The organism is Paenibacillus sp. CB74 (assembly GCF_055687625.1).
In genome coordinates this window covers 5,077,420-5,098,305 of record NZ_CM146009.1, presented here as the reverse complement: position 1 = coordinate 5,098,305, position 20,886 = coordinate 5,077,420, and the positions used below count along the sequence as shown (strand labels likewise).

Here is a 20,886-nt window from a genome sequence, read left to right as displayed (position 1 = left end):
AAAATCTAAGGAGCAACGAAGGATGATGGAGAAAAAGGTTACATGGCTGGAGCTGTTTTACGATCTGCTCTTCGTAGCTGCGGTCTCCAAGGCGGGTCATGTCTTGTTACATGCCGAACACGGAGTAATTACGTTTGAATACTTAATGAAGTTTGTGCTTATTTTCATCCCTGTTTGGTGGGCATGGGTTGGTCAGACCTTGTTTATTAACCGCTATGGTCAAGACATCCTGATTCATAGAATATTTCTCATCCTTCAACTCCTGTCCGTGATGGTCATGACGGCGAGCCTGTCTACCCATTTTGACCAATACTACCTGTCCTTCTTCGTGGGTTATATCGGTTCACGGGCGTTTACGGCGATACAGTATCTGACGGTTCACAAGTCGAAAAGTGAGCATCAACAGCAAGCGGCTCGTTACTTGGGTACCTGTTTCCTCATTGGTATATTGATCTCATCAGGTTCACTATTCTTCGATTCCTGGCTACGCTACTTGATTTTGTATGCAGGAATTGCAGTGGACATTGTGCTTCCGTTGATCGGACGTAAAAATCTGGTGAAAGTACCGGTTCAGACTCATCATTTGTTGGAACGTTTCGCGTTATTTACACTCATCCTGCTGGGTGAATCGGTGGTAAGCATTATCGCTGTGCTGCAAGCCGACCATTGGGATATGAAATCCATCCTGTTTGCCGCATTTACGTCCATCTTTGTCATTGCGATGTGGTGGCAGTACTTCGACAACGTGGAGAAAAAGGTTAGCAAAGAGATTCAGACTGCCGGTCAAGCGATCATATACGGCCATCTGTTCATCTACATCTCTATGAGTATGATCGCTGCTTCAATTCAACTGTTATATCAGAACCAGTTAAACTATGTGTTCATGCTAGGGTTTGTGTTTGGATCGGCGCTACTGTATTTCTTGTCGACCTCACTTGTGTTCCATCGTTACAGACACGCACATCTGCGACTGGGTCCACGCCATCTGGCGTTCATGGTAGGGTTACTGGTGGCATTTGTCCTTGTGGATCTGGTCTACCGGGTTCCGGGTTATGTCATCATGGGCGAAGACATGTTATTCTTTCTGGTGTATGCGAAACTTACGACTTGATATAGTGTTCCAAAAAGAAGAAAAGTCACGGACAGCAGGTGTCCGTGGCTTTTTGTTATGCCGTTCATCGTGGGCAAGCCTTAATAATATAAATTAAGCACAAATCTAGTTTAATTTCTGCGATAGAATCTGTTAATATGAGACTATGTACAAGTGAATCTACCAGATCATATGGAATGGTCTTATTCGTTCGTAGATATGGGGATGACAATCAGGAGGGAAATCATTGAGCACACATCAAATCGGAGTTCCATTGGAAGGGTTTGCAGAGTTTAGTCGTACGGTTGCTGCTGAAGGAGCCGTTTTACTCAAAAATGAAGGGCAAGTGCTTCCACTTCGTGAAAACGAAAACGTTTCAGTTTTTGGACGGATTCAAGTGAATTATTATCGCAGCGGCACGGGTTCAGGCGGTAGTGTCCATGTAGCCTACACAACCAATCTGCTAGATGGTCTGCGCGGCAAAAAGAATATAACGGTGAACGAAGAACTGGCAGCTGTCTATGAGAAGTGGATTGAAGAGAACCCATTTGATGATGGTGGAAAAGTATGGGCGGCCGAGCCATGGAATCAGAAAGAAATGCCTTTGACGGATGAACTGGTTGCACAGGCCAGAAGCAAATCCAGCAAAGCCATTATCGTAATTGGACGTACAGCAGGAGAAGATCAGGATAATGCGGATGCGCCAGGAAGTTACCAACTGACCGAAGATGAGAAAGCGATGTTGAAGCAAGTCACTTCGCAGTTTGAACATACAATCGTAGTGCTGAATGTCTCGAATATCATCGACATGAGCTGGTTAAACGAAACGTATCTACATCCAATCCAAGGCGTAATTTACTCCTGGCATGGCGGTATGGAGGGTGGCAACGCGATTTCTGATGTGCTGGCGGGCGACGTTACACCAAGCGGTAAACTGACAGATACGATTGCATATTCCATCGAAGATTATCCTTCGACAAGCAACTACGGCAATGAGTTCAAGAACCTGTATCAGGAAGATATTTATGTAGGTTATCGTTATTTCGAAACGTTTCGACCCGAGCGTGTTCAGTTTGAATTCGGTTACGGCCTGTCTTATACGACGTTTTTGGCTCAGCATGAAGAAGCGAAATCTGTGTCCAAAGACGGCGAAACCTACATTGAAGTTCGTGTCAATGTGACCAACTCGGGTACAACATATGCGGGCAAAGAGGTTGTACAAGTCTATTATGAAGCCCCGCAAGGCAAACTGGGACAACCGGTGAAGGCTTTGGTTGCTTTTGGCAAGACGGGATTGTTGCAGCCGGGCGAGTCAGAAATTCTGACGATCAGCTTCCCGATCCATGACATGGCATCCTACGATGATGCGGGTGTTACAGGTCATGCTTCCGCATACGTTCTGGAAGAAGGCACATATCGGCTGCATGTAGGAACCAGTGTGAAACAAGTGCAGCACGTTAGCATCGATGGTCAGGATGGATATGTGATTGAATCCCTTCAATTGGTGGAGCAGCTGCAAGAAGCGATGGCCCCAACGGAAGATTTTACACGGATGAAACCAGGTGCGCGCAAGGAAGATGGATCATATGAACTGACTTATGCAGAAGTACCGAAACGTAAGATATCCATGGCGAACCGGATTGAGCAGAATCTTCCGCAAACGCTGGAGCAGACGGGGAACCAGGGCCACAAGCTGAGTGACGTTAAAGCTGGCAAAGTGAGTCTGGAAGCCTTCATCGCTCAATTGAATGATCAGGATCTGGCAGCGATTGTCCGTGGCGAAGGCATGAGCAGTCCACTCGTTACTTCGGGAACGGCATCTGCATTTGGGGGTGTCAGCGACAGCCTGTTCAACTACGGTATTCCGGTAGCATGTACGGCAGACGGCCCGTCCGGTATTCGTATGGACAGTGGAGAGAAAGCAACCCAGGTATCCATTGGTACGTTACTTGCGGCGACATGGAACAAGGAGCTTGTTGAAGAGTTGTATGTGATGGAAGGACAGGAACTGCTCAGAAATCAGGTGGATACCCTGCTCGGACCTGGTCTGAATATCCGCCGGAGCCCGCTTAATGGCCGGAACTTTGAGTACTTCTCTGAAGATCCACTGATCTCGGGTGTATTTGCCGCAGCGTGTACGAAAGGTATTATGAAGGGTGGTTCCAATGCCACACTGAAACACTTTGCCTGCAACAACCAGGAGAAACACCGCAGTAAAGTGGATGCTGTTGTCTCCGAACGTGCACTGCGTGAAATTTACCTGAAAGGGTTCGAAATCGCTGTAAAAGAAGGCGGAGCGAACTCCATTATGACCTCCTACAACCCGATTAACGGACACTGGGCGGCATCGAACTACGACCTGAATACCACAATTTTGCGCGGCGAGTGGAATTTTGAGGGTATCGTCATGACCGACTGGTGGGCCATTATGAACGATGTGACCGAAGGTGGAGAAGCGGATCGCAAATACACGAACTGGATGATTCGTGCGCAGAATGATCTCTACATGGTTGTACCGAACTACGGCGCAGAGATCAACGGCTGGGACGATAACACGATTGAATCCTTGGAAAATGGAACATTGACTCGCGGAGAACTGCAACGCTCGGCAATCAACATCTGCAGATTCATCATGAATGCACCGGTGTCCGATAGAAAACACGAGATCGTGGAGAACGTAGCTTCGTTCCAAGCGAATGCCTCCCTATCGGCTGCACAGGCCCAGGTTCTGGTTGAGAATGCACAGGTGAAACCTGCGGTAGCTGAACCGGTTTATATGAAAGTGGACGAGCCTGGCCATTATCGGATTATTGTACAGATCATGTCCCCTGAGCCGGAACTGGCTCAAAGTGCATGTAACCTGCTCCTGAATGACCAGTTGGTAACCACCATTCAAACGAATGGTACGGAAGGCAAATGGATCAGACAGAAGCTTGTCAAAGTAGACCTTGAAGCAGGACTGTATGAATTGAAACTGGACTTCACCAAACCAGGTCTCCAGATTGATTGGATCGAATTCAAGCAGGTGTAGAGATAATCAGAAATATCTTGTGATAGCAGCAATCATAAGATTGTTCTTCATCAAAAGCAGAATACGTGGGTACATGACAAAGGACACTGCTCGCGGTGTCCTTTGTTGTAACACGGAATAGCTGCTGTTATGATAGTGTTATGGGATTTTGGAGTTCTGAACAATGGGGTCAGGGGTGTTGCGAAGAATGAGAAATTATAATTTTATGAGTCCGATCCTGTTAGTTGTGGTGGCGCTGATTGTAAGAGGTCTGGTGACTAACCTGGGCGTTCTTTTTGGCTTATCACAAGAAGTGGCAAGTAATATTGCCATGATTGCCATGATCATTGCGGCACTGATTATGTTTAATCGAATGACGAAGGCTCGGCGTAAAAAATAGAAAAGCTCGGATAATCTTAAGTTTATCCGAGACATGAAGACACCCTAAGGGTGTCTTTTTTTGTATTGACGTTCTGAACCTAACGTTTTAGACTATTGCTAATTGATAATAACATTGTAAATAACAAAAATAACAAAAATAACAAAATGATTCAACGAAGCACTTAAAATACGTTGCACTCTCTATTTGCTAACCCATTCCGGTCCCCCAAAGGAGAATCCATTCATGAAGATCATTGCGGACAAACAATTTATCTTTCAGGAAGGTCAGCCTTTTCAGAGCAGTCATGCGTCCACGGTTGCTGTGTTACCAGATGGTGATTTGCTGGTTGCTTGGTTTGCAGGTCAGCATGAGAAGGCGAGTGATGTAGCGATTTGGCTCGCAAGGCAGAGTGGTAACGGAGCGTGGTCTGTTCCATGCAAAGTTGCAGATGAGGAAGGTATAGCTCACTGGAACCCGGTGCTATATGCACAGAATGATTCACTGATGCTCTTTTATAAAGTAGGGCATGAAATTACGGACTGGCATACCCGCTTCATTCAATCAGTAGACGGTGGGTACACGTGGACAGCTTCTCGGGAGCTGGTGCCCGGAGATATTGGTGGCCGTGGGCCGGTTCGGAACAAACCTATTCAGTTGGCGGATGGAACAATGCTGGCTCCTGGATCGATTGAACGATTGGACCCTGAGGTATCAGGCAAGCAGATCTGGGAGTCATTTGTCGATATCTCTACAGATCACGGGGTCACATGGACGAAGAGTGCGCATGTGCCGATGGACCTGTCCACCTATGTCGGGTCTGAGCATTGGTTTGCCAAGGGGCTGATCCAGCCTGCATTATGGTCTTCTGGTGGAGAGCACGTTCACATGCTTCTGCGCAGTACCGAAGGGTTTATTTATCGCAGTGATTCGCTAGATGGTGGACGCACATGGTGTGAAGCTTACGCTACAGAACTACCCAATAACAATAGTGGGATTGATGCCATACGCATGGAGTATGGCTTGCTTGCGCTTGTCTACAATCCAATCTGTGGATACACAACGGAGAGTCCTCGAACCCCGCTGGTGATTACTTTTTCAAGGGACAATGGTCAGACCTGGGGTGATGAATATGTGCTGGAGAATGAACCGGGGGAATACTCGTATCCGGCAATCGTATCCCAGGGGAAGGTTCTATATGTCACCTATACGTGGAAAAGGGATCGGATTGCATGTTGGAAACTGACCGTCACTCATAACGATGAAGAAGGGCCGCAGGAGCGCTGATGATGCACTTTGTCGGTCCTATATGTCATGGAGAGATGCAATGTACCCGTACAATAATGTTCATGGATGGTGGAACGGTCAGATGAGAAAGAGGGCTAATCATTTCCAATGTGCGCATGTCCTACGATTACGTATCATCCCTACATTTTATATGAAAGAAGGGAGTGAACTTTATGAGCAGACAGCCTGTATTGGAAGTCATTGCTGTGGATGTGGAAGATGCCAAGGCAGCTGAGGAGGGAGGGGCCGATCGGATTGAGCTGGTGTCTGCGATGTCTGAAGGGGGACTTACCCCCAGTTATGGCGTCATGGCGCATGTGTTGTCCCAGGTATCCATTCCGGTGTATGTCATGATCCGTCCCCATAGCCGCTCGTTCCGCTATAGCGCAGATGACATGCACGCCATGGCCCGCGATGTTCGGGTGGCGAAGGAACTGGGAGCCGCTGGCATCGTAATTGGAGCCCTCACGGGAGAGGGTGAAGTAGATCTCATCAGCTTGCAATCATGTATGGCTGAAGCTGAGGGTTTGGGCGTTACGTTTCATCGTGCAATTGATGTGAGCGCAAGTCTGACTGGGGCGCTCAAGGCCATTAACACATTGGGCAATGTGGAGCGTGTGCTTACATCGGGAGGGAAACGGACAGCACCTGAAGCCATACTGGAGCTGAAACATCTTCAGAATTTGGGGCAAACCTTGAACATCGCTGTCATGGCAGGGTCGGGAGTTACTTTAGAGGGAATTGAAACGTTAGTGAGTCAGACGGGCATCACGGAGATCCATATGGGATCAGGTGTACGCCGTGAAGGAAGCTTTGACCATCCCGCAGATTCGAAGCTTATCGCTCAAGCCAAGCAGCAGTTATTACAGGCATCACTGCCATTTATGGACAGTAATGCGTAATGTAATCCGTAACGGCCCAAAAAGCAAGGGTGGTCCAGTGACATAGAAATGCACGAAATAAAAGGAGGGATAACACCATGAACCAGGACATGCAAGCAGCCGAATGGATCAAGTTCGCAGCAGAGGTCAGCCCATCCGAACGCCAGTTGAAATGGCAGGAGATGGAGTTTTACGCGTTTATTCATTTTACGGTAAATACATTCACGGATCGGGAATGGGGCACTGGGGAGGAAGAACCGTTGATCTTCAATCCTTCTGAACTAAGCGCAGCGCAATGGGTGCAGGCGTGCAAGGCTGCCGGGATGAAGGGGCTGATTTTGACGTGTAAGCATCATGATGGATTTTGTTTGTGGCCAAGCCAGTATACAGCGCATACGGTCGCGGCCAGTCCATGGAGGAACGGTGCGGGGGATTTGGTTCGGGAAGTCGCCGATGCCTGCCGTGAGGGTGGATTGAAGTTCGGCGTGTACCTGTCTCCTTGGGATCGGCATGAAGCCACTTATGGAGATTCCGAGAGGTATAACGAGTTTTTCCTCCATCAGTTACGTGAGCTGCTTACGAATTATGGCGATATCTTCTGTGTATGGTTCGATGGCGCGTGTGGTGAGGGTCCGAATGGCAAAAGGCAGGTCTATGACTGGGACGCCTATTATGCGCTTATTCGTGAACTTCAGCCCGATGCTGTCATCTCGGTATGTGGACCGGATGTTCGTTGGTGCGGCAATGAGGCGGGGCATACGCGGGAATCGGAATGGAGCGTTGTGCCCGCGCATATGCAGGATAATGAGAAGATTCAGGAGCAATCGCAGCAGGTGGATGATGGCGAGTTTGCCACAAGGATCAATACACAGGACCGTGATTTGGGAAGCCGAGAGGTCATTCGTTCCCAAGGTGAGCAATTGATCTGGTACCCTGCTGAGGTGAATACCTCGATTCGCCCGGGATGGTTCTATCATACAAGTGAGGATGATCAGGTCAAAACATTGGAAGAACTGCTCGCCGTCTATTACGGCGCAGTGGGAGGCAATGCCACCTTTTTGCTCAATCTGCCACCGGATACGCGTGGTCTCATTCATGAACGGGATGTAGAGCGACTACAGGAATTAGGAGATTCGCTACGTACCATTTTTCAGGAAAATTTGGCCTTGCAGGCGCTGGTAAAAGCATCGGAGACGATGGATGAACAACATGTCGTATCGGAGTTGCTGACGGAACGACGGGATACGTATTGGTGTCCTCATGAAGGAACGGAGCAGGCTTGGATTGAGCTGGATTTGCAGGAGGAAATGACGTTTGACCGGGTGGTGCTGATGGAACATATCGAGACAGGCCAACGGATTGAGCGTTTTACACTGGAGTCACAAAGGGCAGATGGGGGTTGGGAGGCGTTCTACACGGGGACTGTGGTGGGGTATAAACGAATTTGCTGTTTCCCCCAGGTCACATTGAGAAGCATGCGATTAACCATTCATGAATCCAGATGGTATCCTACGTTGTCCGGGTTAGGCATATATCTGAGCGAGCAGGGAGGGATGCCAAATGCCGCTGCTAACGTATAAAGGTTCACAATTCATGTATGATGGCGAGCCCATTCGGATTTTGTCGGGTGCCATTCATTATTTTAGAGTGGTCCCCGAATATTGGGAGGATCGGCTACTCAAGTTGAAAGCCTGCGGCTTCAACACAGTAGAAACGTATGTGCCGTGGAATGTTCATGAGCCGCAGCCGGGGCAGTATTGTTTTGAAGGCATGGCTGATCTGGAACGTTTTATTCGTATTGCGGGAGATGTGGGTCTGCATGTGATTGTACGCCCAAGTCCTTATATATGTGCGGAGTGGGAGTTTGGCGGATTGCCTTCCTGGCTGCTTGCAGCTGATGATGTCCGTCTTCGGTGTAATGATGCAACATTTCTGGCAAATGTGGATCGTTATTATGATGTGCTTTTGCCCAAATTGAAACCCCTTCTTAGCACGCATGGTGGGCCGATCATCGCGATGCAAATTGAAAATGAGTACGGCAGTTTCGGCAATGACGCGAGTTATCTGCAATATTTACGGGATGGCATGGTAGAGCGGGGGATGGATGTGTTGTTATTTACCTCCGACGGACCGACAGACCCTATGTTGCAAGCGGGATCGGTGCCAGGGTATCTGGCTACAGTTAATTTTGGATCAGGGACGCAAGGAGCGTTCGCCAAGCTGCGTGAATATCAGGCAGAAGAACCTTTGATGTGCATGGAGTATTGGAACGGCTGGTTCGATCATTGGGGTGAGTCGCATCATACCCGGGAAGCCGCAGATGTAGCAGATATATTTGAAGAGATGCTTCGGGCAGGTGCTTCGGTTAATTTTTATATGTTCCACGGGGGAACGAACTTTGGATTTTATAACGGAGCGAACTGTCAGCAGAAAGATCAATATGAACCCACCATTACAAGTTACGATTACGATTCACTGCTCAGTGAATCTGGGGAGCCAACAGCAAAATTTCATGCCGTACGTGATCTTATTGCTCGGTATAACGATGAAGATCTGGATGAGCTCGTGTTGCCTGAATCGAAGGGGGCATTCGCATATGGACGAGTGGAGTTGAACCAGCAGGCGTCATTACTGCCACAGTTGAACCGGATATCAGTCCCGGTGCAACGCACGAATCCGGAATCGATGGAGAAACTGGGTCAGGATTATGGATTTATTTGTTATCAAACCCGAATATCCGGGCCTAGGGAGCGACAGGAATTGGCGGTTCAGGAGGTGCGTGACCGTGCGCTTGTGTTTGTTGATGGGCAATTTCAGGGCGTGCTGGAACGGGGGAATACAGCAGTATCGATTTCGTTTGAAGTGCCGCCAGAGGGCGCAGATCTATTGATCCTTGTTGAAAATATGGGGCGAATCAACTATGGCCCGTATTTGAGAGATCCAAAGGGGATTACGGAGGGAGTGCGGCATGGCTTTCAATTTTTATTCGATTGGACAATTCATTGTCTGCCTTTAACCGACCTGTCGTGTCTAAAATTTAGCGAGAAATTTTCGGCAGGGGATGAAGAAGGAGAGAGAGTGGGGGGAGGGCCAGCCTTTTACCAGGGAAGTTTTCAAGTAACGGGTGTAAGAGATACTTTTCTGCGTCTGGATAACTGGACCAAAGGTGTTGTCTTTGTAAACGGATTCAATCTGGGTCGCTACTGGAATATAGGACCGCAAAAAACATTGTACGTACCTGCCCCACTCCTTCGCGAAGGTGAGAATGAAATTACTGTATTTGAACTCCACGAGACGGCTGATCTGGCCGTTACGTTCGTGGATACACCGGATTTGGGCTAGGAAAAGGAAAATAGGTGAGCCATACGATTATTGGCAATTGTCGTGTCTGCCGGAAAAAGGTATACGTTGGGTATGGACAGCAACTACAGGAGAGGATGAGGAAAAATGAAAGTTGGACTCAGCACCTACAGTCTGCAACAAGCACTGGATCGTAAAGAATTAACCGTACCGGATGCCATTCGCTGGATCGCCGATCAGGGCGGGGAACATGTGGAGATTGTTCCGATGGGATTCAGTCTGATCGAACATCCGGAGTTGATTGATGAGATTAAAGCTGTCGCAAAAGAGGTAGGAATCGATATTTCCAATTATGCTATCGGCGCTAACTTTGCTGTACAGGAGGACGCCGAAGCATTAGAGCAAGAGATCCAGAATGTGATGCGACATGTGGATGTGGCTGCTGCATTGGGTGTAAAACTGATGCGGCATGACGTGGCTTTCCGTCCCTCACCGGAAGGAACCGTAGCACAGTTCGAGATCGACCTGCCTGTACTGGTGAAGGCTTGTCAGCGGATAGCCGATTATGCAGCGGATTTTGGGATTACAACAAGTGTGGAGAACCATGGGTACTATGTGCAGTCGAGTGAGCGAATTCAACGTTTGCTCCACGAAACGGCGCGGAATAACTTCAAAACCACCCTGGATGTCGGGAATTTCCTTTGTGTGGATGAAGATCCGGTGAGTGCGGTGAAAAATAATATTCCGTACGCGTCGATTGTGCATGCCAAAGACTTCTATTGGAGGCCTTCCTACCGGAACCCCGGTGAAGGCTGGTTCCAAACCTCGCATGGCAATTACCTGCGCGGTGCCATTGTGGGCCATGGCGATATCAACATGCCTGAAGTTATGCGTGTGTTAAAACAATCCGGGTATGACGGATATATCTCGGTTGAATTTGAAGGCATGGAGGATTGCAAAACCGCCTCACGCATTGCCATGGATAACGTCCGCCGCCTATGGGAAGAGGCATAGGGCTGAGTGCTTGTTTTAAATGAAATATGACTTGTTATGTATGGCTCAAAAAGAAAGTTAATTCATTCAGAAAAAGTAGTGGAGGGGGCGAAATCGATTCTGAAGAAGCGAAGCGTGCGCCTTTATCCCCGGATTTCCCCTTTGCAAAAAGGTGAGTGAAGAAATCTGGGGATAAGAGTGATCGGAAGAACGATTCGCAACCGGAACGTCTACTCTGCAGAACTTTAATTTTATTTATGGAGGAATCAACACTATGTCCAAATTGAAAGTCGCCGTCATCGGTGCCGGATCCATATCCGATTGCCACTTGCAAGCCTATGCCAGTAATCCTGACGTTGAGATATACGCTATCTGCGACCTGAATGCAGAACGTGCCGCAGAAGTGGCGAAGCAATATAATGCACCTCATGTGTTTACCGACTACAAGAAACTGCTCGCAATGCCCGAGATTCATTCCGTTAGCATCTGTACATGGAACGACTCCCATGCCGAGATTAGTATTGCTGCGCTGGACGCAGGCAAAAACGTGTTATGTGAAAAACCACTCTGCCAGACGGTGGAGGATGCCCTCGAGGTAGAGAAGGCCGTTCATCGCAGTGGGAAGCTGCTGCAGGTTGGTTTTGTTCGCCGCTATAGTGACAATGCACAGATTCTGAAGAAATTTATCGACGAGGGTGAACTGGGCGAGATCTATTATGCCAAAGCCTCCAGTCTGCGTCGTTTGGGCAACCCAGGTGGCTGGTTCTCGGATATCAACCGCTCCGGCGGTGGACCTCTGATCGATATCGGGGTGCATGTGATCGACATTTGTTGGTATCTGATGGGCAGACCGAAGGTGAAATCCGTCTCCGCTAACGTGTCCAATCGATTGGGGAACCGCTCGAACATTAACAATCTGTCGTTCTACAAAGCGGCAGACTATGACGCTCAGCAGAATACTGTTGAGGATATGGCAAATGCCCTGATTCGTTTCGAGAATGGTGCGAGCCTGCTCGTGGATGTCAGCTTCACGCTCCATGCCAAAGCAGATGAGACCTCAGTCAAGCTATATGGTGACAAAGGCGGTGCCGAGCTGGAGCCGGAAATTTCGATTATTGGCGAGAAATTTAACACCATTTTGAACATGACTCCACAGGTGGATTTCAAATCATTCGACTTTATGGGCTCGTTCCGCAATGAAATCAACCATTTTATCGATAGTACACAGGGCCGCAAAGAAACACTTAGCCCAGTTGAAGACGGCGTCGAAGTAATGAAAATGCTCTGTGCCATCTACGAATCAGCCCGTCAGGGACGCGAAATTTCGTTGTAAATGGTGGTATTGTTCGCGTGGATGTGGGTGCTCCATGTAGATACTTCACGTTGATACTTAATTACTCCCATGGCATTAAAGGTTATGAGCATTTCGCTCCCTTCTTAATGAAAAGCTCCACTCCGGGCGAGATTCGGAGTCGTCCTATCCGCTTGCATTTGGAGCAGAGAGCAGGGTAGGGAGCGAGTGCTAACGAATCTGATCCGTCTTATTTAAGGATATGGAGCGCGAGCAGAAACCTAAAGAACCTGAGACACGCTATATGAGAACAAACAGCAGTTTACAGCATTATTATCAGCTAATTTCGGGAAATAACGTGTCTGAAGTTCCTTACGATTTAAAAAGAGGATCAAAAGGCTGAATAAGGCGCCCTGAGTTCCTTAGAAAATTTCCTGCCGATTCGCGAAGGTCAGCCAGTTTATATTCCTCTGGAGTCAAGCGAAGAATGTGGGATTCATAGGAATTGAAGATGGCACCGCAATCGAAATAACAGAGTTACTACGCCCCATAATAGTTAAACGTAGCGTTTACGCCAAAACGGAGAGTGCAGAACCAATCTGAAGAAGCGGAGCGCTCGCCTTTATCCCCGGATTTTCCCTCTAGGAAAATAATCAAAAAATCTGGGGATAACAGCGATCGAAAGATGGTACTGCACTCGGAGTGACCAGGCGTAACATGCAAGGTTTATCTTTTATTCTAATCCGAGGAGATGAATCAGGATGAGCGAAACCAAAGAAACCGTACTGGAGCAGGAAGAGCAGATTGTTGAAGCCGGGGTGCACAATTTTAGCAAAGAGGAAGAGTGGATCAGACCGGAGGATCCGCTGCTGAATGAACGGCTGGAGTGGTTCAAGGACCAGAAGCTGGGGCTGATGATGCACTGGGGGCCGTATTCCCAGCTTGGTCTCGTCGAGTCCTGGGCGCTGAGTGATGAGGATGGCGATTGGTCGCGTGATGACATCGACTGGACGGATGACATGGAAGACTTCAAACGGGAATACTTCGATCTCAACAAAACCTTCAATCCGATTCGTTTCCAGCCTGAGGAATGGGCACAGATGGCGGCAGATAATGGGTTCAAATACTTCCTGTTCACCACCAAGCACCATGACGGATTTTGCATGTGGGATACCAAAACGACGGATTACCGGATTACGGGCAAAGACACCCCTTTTCATACCCATAAGTACGCGGACATCTGTCGAGCATTATTTGACGCTTTTCGGGCTAAAGGGCTGGGCATCTCAGCGTATTTCTCCAAAGCGGACTGGCATACCCCGTATTACTGGGCACCCGGTATGGAGCGTGGGCGCCATATGTGGCGCGGTCCCTCGTATGATCCCCATAAGTATCCATGGCTGTGGGAGCAGTTTGTAGAGTTCACACATGAGCAGATCATGGAGCTGCTGACGAATTACGGACGGATCGAGTGTCTGTGGCTGGATGCCGGCTGGGTGCGCGAAGGTCGCCATGGGCAGGATATCAGGCTCGGAGAAGTCGTGGAACGTGCACGTCAGACCACACAACCGTGGCTCCTGTCCGCAGATCGCACCGTGGGTGGGCCGTATGAGAATATCGTTACCCCCGAGCAGACCATACCGGAACATCCGATGAACATTCCATGGGAGAGCTGTATTACCGTGGGCAACTCCTTTGCCTTCGGATTCGATGATCAGTACAAAACGGGAAGACAGCTGGCACATATTCTACTCGAAGTCGTGTCCAAGGGTGGTAACCTGGCGCTGAATGTAGGACCACAACCCGATGGGCGTCTGCCCAAAGGGGCAATTCGAGGCATCAAGGGCCTCGGTGAATGGCTGGGTACTCATGGAGAAGGGGTCTATGGAACCCGGATCTGCGGGCCATATTTTACGAAAGATTGGGCCTTCACGCAGAAGGAAGAGATCAACACCGTATATGCCTTCCGTTTATACCGAAACGAACATGAGAGCGTACAACCACAGCTAGTCATTCCTTATCTGGAAAAGGTAGAGCGGGTCGAACTCATCGATAGCGATGACGTACTTACGTATCAGCATACGGAAGACGGACTTCTCGTGGAACTTCCACAATCGGTTACAACCAGTGCATTACCCATCACACATACGTTCAGATTGATCACAAGCGCATAGAGATTTTTCCCGTGTGTTCCCCTTCTCGGTGCTGAATCGTTAACTTTTTGAACATGCATGTACAGAACGCCATGTCAATTCCGGGGGAGATCTAACCACCTCCGGGATTTTTTTATTCATACATAAGGAACATAATTTCCACCCAAAACAGCTCGTAATCGCTTGCTATACAAGGGTTTATGGAATAAAGAGAAGTCGGAGAAAATTGCAAATTGATAAAAGTTTACCGTGCGATGTACTATCAAATCAAGAAAGCGCTACCTGATATGAATGTTTACATCAATTATGTTTTACAAGGAAATAAGATCAGGAAAAAGGATGTTTAAGGGATGTAAATGTAATGTATTATTACACTTGAGGTGTAGAAGGAGTGACGCAAATGAGTCGAGTTACGGAAAGCATACCCGCTAAGTTGGAACTCCAGCAGAGGAAACATGTGGAGCCCAAGCGGCAGCATCCATTCATCAAAAGCCTCAAGAAGCACTGGGAGCTCTACCTGCTCGTGCTACCTCCCGTGTTGTATCTGTTGATCTTCAAGTACATCCCTATGGTGGGTGTCCAGATCGCCTTCAAGGACTTCAGTGTAGTCAAAGGAATCTGGGGAAGCCCCTGGGTTGGCTTCAAACACTTCGAAGCCTTCTTCCAGTCTCCAAACTTCTGGCTGTTGATCAAAAACACGATAGGCATCAGTTTCTATTCCTTAATTGCGGGTTTCCCCATTCCAATCCTGCTGGCGCTGGCGCTGAATGAGATTCGAACGGGTTACTTCAAGAAGACCGTGCAGATGGTCACCTACGCTCCGCATTTTATCTCCACCGTTGTCATGGTATCCATTATCATTCTGATGCTCTCCCCACATGTGGGCGTGGTAGACAAGCTGTTCACACTGCTCGGCTTCCCAATGACCAACTTCATGGGCATTCCGGAATACTTCAAATCAATCTACGTCTGGTCAGGTGTGTGGCAGGGCATGGGATATTCATCCATTATATATATCGCAGCTCTTGCTGGTGTTGACCCATCCCTGTATGAAGCAGCGAAGATGGACGGCGCATCAAGACTTCGGAAAATCTGGCACATTGACCTTCCAACACTCGTTCCAGTCACCGTCATCATGTTGATTCTGAGTCTGGGCAGCATTATGGGCGTGGGCTTCGAGAAAATATACCTAATGCAGAATCCGCTCAACACAAGCGCTTCAGAGGTCATCTCCACGTATGTGTACAAGGTGGGTCTGATTGGTGCGAATTTCAGTTTCTCCTCGGCAGTAGGGTTATTCAACTCCATTATCAACCTGATTCTGCTGGTTATCGTCAACGGCATATCGCGCAAAGTATCCCAGAACAGCTTGTGGTAAAGGAGGAGCTTATCCATGTTCAACCTGATTAATCGGAACCGGATCAAGGACCCGCTCGGTGACCGCATTTTCATGACATTTAACTATATCTTTCTGTTTGCCATACTGCTAACGGTGTTTTATCCGCTCTTGTATATCATCAGTTCTTCGTTCAGCTCTTCACGGGCCGTCACATCCGGTCAGGTGTGGCTATTCCCGGTCGATTTTAACATCAAGGCCTACATCTCTATATTTAAAAGCCAACAGCTGATGCTCGGTTTCTACAACACGATCATCTACACCGTGGTGGGCACGTTCATTAACGTGGCACTGACCGTCATGCTGGCGTATCCCTTGTCACGCAAGTCATTCTATGGACGAGGTGCCATTATCATTTTCATGATGATCACGATGTTCTTTGATGGCGGTCTGATCCCCACCTACCTCCTGATGAAGGACCTGCACCTGCTCGATACACGTTGGGCGATGTGGTTGCCCGGGGCGCTCGCGGTGTTCCAAGTCATTGTAGCAAGGACGTTCTTCCAATCTTCGATCCCAGAAGAGCTTGGAGAGGCCGCAGAGATGGATGGTTGCCGGGATATCCGGTATCTGATCAGCGTGGTTCTTCCTTTATCAAAGCCTATTCTGGCCGTCATGACACTCATGTATGCCGTAGGTCACTGGAATGCGTACTTTGATGCACTGATCTACCTGCGTTCTGAGAAATTGTTCCCTCTCCAGTACGTGCTGCGCAATCTGCTTATCCTGAACGCGGCTGATCCGGCGATGCTTGCCAATACCAGCCAACAGTTGCGGGATCAAGGGTTTGAGCAGGTGTTGAAATATGCACTGATCGTTGTCGCGAGTATCCCCATTCTGATCATGTATCCATTTGTACAGAAGCATTTTGTTAAAGGAGTCATGGTTGGTTCCCTCAAAGGTTAATCCTTGTGAGTTAAGCCCGGTTGCCTCTTGAAAGGAGGTGGAAGGAACACGCCGGCTTCCGGGAGTGATTGGATACGTGTGCACTACAACCAATGGTTTGCCGTTATGAACAAAAAGGAGGAGTCAGATTGAGAAAATCTTGGATTTCGATGTTGTTTCTGGTCTTTGCTTCGATGGCTTTGTTGTCCGCATGTAGTTCATCCGAGGAATCGGGTGGAAGTAGCGACGGTAGCGGGGAGAGCGGCGGTCCTGTAACCATGACCTTCTTTGCTCCGCAAGGCAAAGCGTCCATGGAAGAGAATGAATTTACCCAATTTATCGAAGACAAGTTCGACGTTACCCTAAAATGGGATCTGGCCCCTACAGACGCCTTGCAGGATCGCAGACAATTGCTGCTGGCCAGTGGTGATTATCCGGAAGTGTTTCTTCACGGCAAGTTCACCACTTCAGACCTTCAAACCTATGGAAAACAGGGCGTGTTCCTTCCGCTACAAGATCTGATTAAGGAGTATGGTCCGAACCTGACCAAGATTATGGAAGAGAAGCCATATTTCAAAGAAGCCATTACAGCACCGGATGGCAACATCTATGCACTGCCGATCTTCAATGAATGTTACCATTGTACGTATGCACAGAAATACTGGATCAACACAGAATGGCTCGATAATCTGGGTCTGAAAATGCCAACAACAACCGATGAACTGTACACCGTTCTGAAGGCGTTTAAGACACAGGATCCCAACGGTAACGGGAAAGCGGACGAGATTCCACTTACGGGTGCACCGAACAAGTATGTATGGAATGGCAACATTGATGCCTATCTGATGAATAGTTTCATATACAATGACAACGACAAATACCTGATTGTGAACGATGGCAAGGTGAGTTTTGCCGCCAATCAGGAAGGATGGAAGAAAGGGCTGGAGTACATGAACAAGCTGTATGCAGATGGCCTGATTGATCCAGCTTCCTTCACGCAGAACGATCAGGCGATTGGACAACTGGGCAACAAAGAAGGCGATGAGGTGGTCGGCTCCATTACAACGGCGCTGGTCAGCTATCTCGTAAATACCTATGACAAAGACATCACTCGTCACCAGCACTGGGATATTGTCCCTCCATTAAAAGGGCCGGATGGCGTGCAGACAACAGGCGCCACGCAGAGCGTCGGTGAGTTTGAGTTTGCCATTACCAACAAAGCGACAGAAGCACAGCAGATTGCCGCCATCAAAATTGTGGACTACATGTTCAGTGAAGAAGGTGCACTATACGCGGAGTATGGACCAACCGAAGGCAAGGGCTGGAAAAAGGCAGATGCCGATGAGAAAAACATCAATGGCGAGCCTGCCAAATATAGTTACTACAACCTGCCTGAGCGTGATCCAAACGTTGTTGTGAATGAGAGCTGGTCACAGATCGGAGCGCATGACTTGTCCAACACATTCCGTAATCTGTTTGCCGAAGGGCAGAACCCTTTGGAAGCAGAGGGTTATGGTACACGTCTGGCTCAAGCTACCAATGTGTATGAACCCTATGCACCAAAAGAAGTATATCCTGCGAACGTGTTTATCCGTCCAGAGGATACGGAATCAGCTGCACAATTGACTACGGCCATCAAGGATTATGTGCAGACGAATATGGCACAGTTCATTATCGGTAGCAAGAGCATTGATAAGGAATGGGAAGCATATGTCAAAGGTTTTGATGGTCTTGGGCTGAGTAATTACCTTGAGATCTACCAGCGCGCCATCGAGAAGAATCAATAATTGTTGAAGGATTCCATATAGAGGCTGTCCCGTCTGTCACCCGTGACCGGGACAGTCTTCTCCTATGACAACCCCACGTCATCCGATATAATGTACTGAATATTTATGGGAAATTAGCGATCAGCACAAATGATTGTCGTCATTCAGCATGAACAGTAATGGTGGGGGGATCTCGGAGATGAACAACAATTGGTTTAGACGTTTGCTGTTATCGTATCTGCCAGTTTTCTTTATTGTGACGACCATTCTATTCTTTATTTTTTTCCAGGTCTTCAATGAACAGAACCGTAGAGAAGCGCTTAAGGCCAATGAATTCCTGGCCTCACAGGTCACACAATATCTGGACAACTCTCTGCGCTCCATTGATTTTAAGGTACTACGTGAGATTTTGACCAACCCTAACTTGAAGAATTATTTCTCGGTATCTGGCAGCGGTGATGTGTATGCCGGCATTCAGGCGGTCCAGGTGGTTGATGAATTGAAAATAGAGTATCCGCTGATTGATTCGATTTATCTCGTTCGATATGGAGATGGCACGGTCTTCAGTAACGGGAAGGCGGTTCCGATTGAAGAGTTCCCGGATGCAGACTTTATTGCAGATAGCCGGACGAGGGATGAACAAAAGTGGGCAGGGGCACGAGCATTCCGGGCTTTCCCTTCACAAGCAACGGAGCAGGTAATTACAATTGTGCGAAGTGTAGGGAACGGCAAAGGACTTGTAGTCACCAACGTGGATCTGAGTACCCTGAGGAAGTCCATCATGCAGATGTATGATCCGGAATTTACGTTTGTGAACATCTTCAACCGTTCGGGCGGCAATCTGTGGGATAGCAGCAGACCAGAAGGGATTACAGCTTCCACTAAAACCACGTCGGGAGAAGTCTTCTCTGAATTTACGTCGAGTTATAGCGGCTGGAAGGTGCAGACGGGACTCAATAACGGCAAAATCGTCAAATGGGCTCTGCAATTTTATAATATCTGGTTTGCCTTTGCTGTAGTGGTTGTGTTGATTGGCGTGGTGTGGGTGATCTATGTGACCCGCAGAAACTACAAGCCGATTCAGCAGATTGTCACGTTAATTCAGACCGTCTCTTCGCAGAAGCAATCCGGACTGAACTATGGCAAAGAGAATGAGTTCCGCTTCATCCATACCACGCTGGAACGCATGATTGATCAGACGAGACAATATCAGGAGGAGCATGAAGAGAATCTGATTTTGCAGAAAAGGATGTTCTTTCAGGAGTTGCTGGAAGGCACACGAGACTTTACGAGCACGGAGCTGACAGCAGAGATGAAGAAGTTCAAACTGCCTGAGCTGGAGCATCGTTGGGCCGTCATGGTAATTGAAATGGATCGGTATGATGCATTTGCGACGGAGTATCATCATCAGGACCAATCCCTCCTGAAATTTGTGTTGTCCAGTATTCTGCAAGAGAGTGCACGCCATGAAGGAACGGAAGTATGGGCTGAATGGATCTCCGATCAGCGTCTGTACGCCATCCTCTGGATGCCGGATATGGAACAGGCCGAGGAGATGGAGCATCGATTGCTGGCTGGTTATCTGGATAGAATCGATCAGTATCTCAACTTCACCGTAACCATTGGGGTGGGTCGAGTTGCTGTCGATATTCGGGGATTGAGAGCTTCATTGAAAGAAGCTGTGCACGCGCTGGAGTACAAGGCTGTACTGGGAATAAATCGCATCATTCCGTGTAGCGATGTGCCGAATTCGACCAATGATGTGTATGAGTTCCTGAAAACCATCTCACTGCTGGTACAGGCAATGCGTTTATCGGACGATGTCTGGGAAAAGCATTTTGAAAGACTGTTTGAACAAATCAGTGAGTCCGTCTTGTCCCGCCAGGAGATTATGAATACGATCCAATTGTTATTTCAACATTACAATCGGGAGTTCGCCGAACTTCCACGGGAGTACCAGGATTCGTGGGCCGCTATATTCACCCCGCTTCTCCCAAGGCTTGAGGGCTGGGAGACGTTAGACGATTTGCGTGAGCTGTGCTGGGAAGGGTTCCGGGAACTGGCCCTACAGATGAAGACGTTGCAATGTTCGCGTAAACACAGATCTCATATTCTAGAGATTCGCAAATACATCGAAGAGCATTACAATAATCCCGATCTGTCGCTGAACTACCTTAGTGATCGATTCGATATTAATCCGAAGTATCTGAGCAAGCTTTTCAAGGATGAGATTGGGGAGAAGTTCGTGGATCTGCTCATTAGTCATCGCATCGAAAAAGCCAAATTGCTCATGCAGGAGACCGATAAGGCCATTCAGGAAATCAGTGAAGAAGTGGGATATACCAACTATAATTCCTTCAATCGGGCTTTCAAAAACGTGGTGGGTGTAGCGCCAAGTGACTACCGTAAGGCCATGTGATGTAAGTGCACGAGCCTAACTAATTCCGAACGCATA

General features: G+C 48.2%; 14 protein-coding genes. All 14 read left to right on the top strand.

Annotated elements, in window-relative coordinates:
• Positions 1-22 precede the first annotated feature (22 nt).
• The 14 genes from ACX9NY_RS22550 to ACX9NY_RS22485 all read left to right on the top strand — a co-directional run bounded on the left by ACX9NY_RS22550 (position 23) and on the right by ACX9NY_RS22485 (position 20,850).
• On the top strand, positions 23-1,111 hold the full coding sequence (locus tag ACX9NY_RS22550) for a low temperature requirement protein A (RefSeq protein ID WP_339258292.1): 1,089 nt from the start codon (positions 23-25) through the stop codon (positions 1,109-1,111).
• A 226-nt stretch (positions 1,112-1,337) separates the two neighbouring features.
• A complete protein-coding gene (locus ACX9NY_RS22545; RefSeq protein WP_472475189.1) occupies positions 1,338-4,121 on the top strand; it encodes a glycoside hydrolase family 3 C-terminal domain-containing protein in 2,784 nt (927 codons plus the stop codon).
• Positions 4,122-4,308: 187 nt separating this feature from the next.
• Complete coding sequence (locus ACX9NY_RS22540) at positions 4,309-4,500, top strand: hypothetical protein (RefSeq protein ID WP_339239064.1); 192 nt, start codon at positions 4,309-4,311, stop codon at positions 4,498-4,500.
• Between the two features lie 225 nt (positions 4,501-4,725).
• Positions 4,726-5,766 carry a sialidase family protein gene (locus tag ACX9NY_RS22535; protein ID WP_472475186.1) on the top strand — a complete coding sequence of 347 codons (1,041 nt, stop codon included), beginning with the start codon at positions 4,726-4,728 and terminating at the stop codon, positions 5,764-5,766.
• A 173-nt stretch (positions 5,767-5,939) separates the two neighbouring features.
• On the top strand, positions 5,940-6,668 hold the full coding sequence (locus tag ACX9NY_RS22530) for a copper homeostasis protein CutC (RefSeq protein ID WP_472475184.1): 729 nt from the start codon (positions 5,940-5,942) through the stop codon (positions 6,666-6,668).
• Positions 6,669-6,745: 77 nt separating this feature from the next.
• Positions 6,746-8,227, top strand: coding sequence for an alpha-L-fucosidase (locus ACX9NY_RS22525; protein ID WP_472475182.1), 1,482 nt, complete (start codon positions 6,746-6,748; stop codon positions 8,225-8,227).
• Positions 8,208-9,989, top strand: a complete 1,782-nt coding sequence (locus tag ACX9NY_RS22520; RefSeq protein ID WP_472475180.1) for a glycoside hydrolase family 35 protein — start codon at positions 8,208-8,210, stop codon at positions 9,987-9,989. The genes ACX9NY_RS22525 and ACX9NY_RS22520 overlap by 20 nt, the downstream gene beginning before the upstream one ends.
• 105 nt (positions 9,990-10,094) lie before the next feature.
• Positions 10,095-10,961 carry a sugar phosphate isomerase/epimerase family protein gene (locus ACX9NY_RS22515; protein WP_339239071.1) on the top strand — a complete coding sequence of 289 codons (867 nt, stop codon included), beginning with the start codon at positions 10,095-10,097 and terminating at the stop codon, positions 10,959-10,961.
• 253 nt (positions 10,962-11,214) lie between these two features.
• Entirely contained in the window at positions 11,215-12,273 is a 1,059-nt protein-coding gene (locus tag ACX9NY_RS22510) for a Gfo/Idh/MocA family protein (protein WP_472475178.1), read from the top strand.
• Between the two features lie 719 nt (positions 12,274-12,992).
• Entirely contained in the window at positions 12,993-14,405 is a 1,413-nt protein-coding gene (locus ACX9NY_RS22505; RefSeq protein ID WP_472475176.1) for an alpha-L-fucosidase, read from the top strand.
• 379 nt (positions 14,406-14,784) lie between these two features.
• Positions 14,785-15,762 (top strand): ABC transporter permease, encoded by a 978-nt coding sequence (locus tag ACX9NY_RS22500; RefSeq protein WP_339239074.1) that lies wholly within the window; start codon positions 14,785-14,787, stop codon positions 15,760-15,762.
• 15 nt (positions 15,763-15,777) lie between these two features.
• A complete protein-coding gene (locus ACX9NY_RS22495; RefSeq protein WP_413374484.1) occupies positions 15,778-16,686 on the top strand; it encodes a carbohydrate ABC transporter permease in 909 nt (302 codons plus the stop codon).
• 128 nt (positions 16,687-16,814) lie between these two features.
• Positions 16,815-18,452 carry a type 2 periplasmic-binding domain-containing protein gene (locus ACX9NY_RS22490; protein ID WP_472475174.1) on the top strand — a complete coding sequence of 546 codons (1,638 nt, stop codon included), beginning with the start codon at positions 16,815-16,817 and terminating at the stop codon, positions 18,450-18,452.
• 178 nt (positions 18,453-18,630) lie between these two features.
• Positions 18,631-20,850 carry a helix-turn-helix domain-containing protein gene (locus tag ACX9NY_RS22485; RefSeq protein ID WP_472475172.1) on the top strand — a complete coding sequence of 740 codons (2,220 nt, stop codon included), beginning with the start codon at positions 18,631-18,633 and terminating at the stop codon, positions 20,848-20,850.
• Positions 20,851-20,886: the final 36 nt, after the last annotated feature.

What these genes read in the sequence shown, in the direction of transcription:
- ACX9NY_RS22495 (WP_413374484.1), top strand. Translation starts at nt 15,778, where the DNA reads ATGTTCAACCTGATTAATCGGAACCGGATCAAGGACCCGCTCGGTGAC.
- ACX9NY_RS22510 (WP_472475178.1), top strand. Translation starts at nt 11,215, where the DNA reads ATGTCCAAATTGAAAGTCGCCGTCATCGGTGCCGGATCCATATCCGAT.
- ACX9NY_RS22535 (WP_472475186.1), top strand. Translation starts at nt 4,726, where the DNA reads ATGAAGATCATTGCGGACAAACAATTTATCTTTCAGGAAGGTCAGCCT.
- ACX9NY_RS22540 (WP_339239064.1), top strand. Translation starts at nt 4,309, where the DNA reads ATGAGAAATTATAATTTTATGAGTCCGATCCTGTTAGTTGTGGTGGCG.
- ACX9NY_RS22550 (WP_339258292.1), top strand. Translation starts at nt 23, where the DNA reads ATGATGGAGAAAAAGGTTACATGGCTGGAGCTGTTTTACGATCTGCTC.
- ACX9NY_RS22525 (WP_472475182.1), top strand. Translation starts at nt 6,746, where the DNA reads ATGAACCAGGACATGCAAGCAGCCGAATGGATCAAGTTCGCAGCAGAG.
- ACX9NY_RS22520 (WP_472475180.1), top strand. Translation starts at nt 8,208, where the DNA reads ATGCCGCTGCTAACGTATAAAGGTTCACAATTCATGTATGATGGCGAG.
- ACX9NY_RS22530 (WP_472475184.1), top strand. Translation starts at nt 5,940, where the DNA reads ATGAGCAGACAGCCTGTATTGGAAGTCATTGCTGTGGATGTGGAAGAT.
- ACX9NY_RS22505 (WP_472475176.1), top strand. Translation starts at nt 12,993, where the DNA reads ATGAGCGAAACCAAAGAAACCGTACTGGAGCAGGAAGAGCAGATTGTT.
- ACX9NY_RS22500 (WP_339239074.1), top strand. Translation starts at nt 14,785, where the DNA reads ATGAGTCGAGTTACGGAAAGCATACCCGCTAAGTTGGAACTCCAGCAG.
- ACX9NY_RS22485 (WP_472475172.1), top strand. Translation starts at nt 18,631, where the DNA reads ATGAACAACAATTGGTTTAGACGTTTGCTGTTATCGTATCTGCCAGTT.
- ACX9NY_RS22515 (WP_339239071.1), top strand. Translation starts at nt 10,095, where the DNA reads ATGAAAGTTGGACTCAGCACCTACAGTCTGCAACAAGCACTGGATCGT.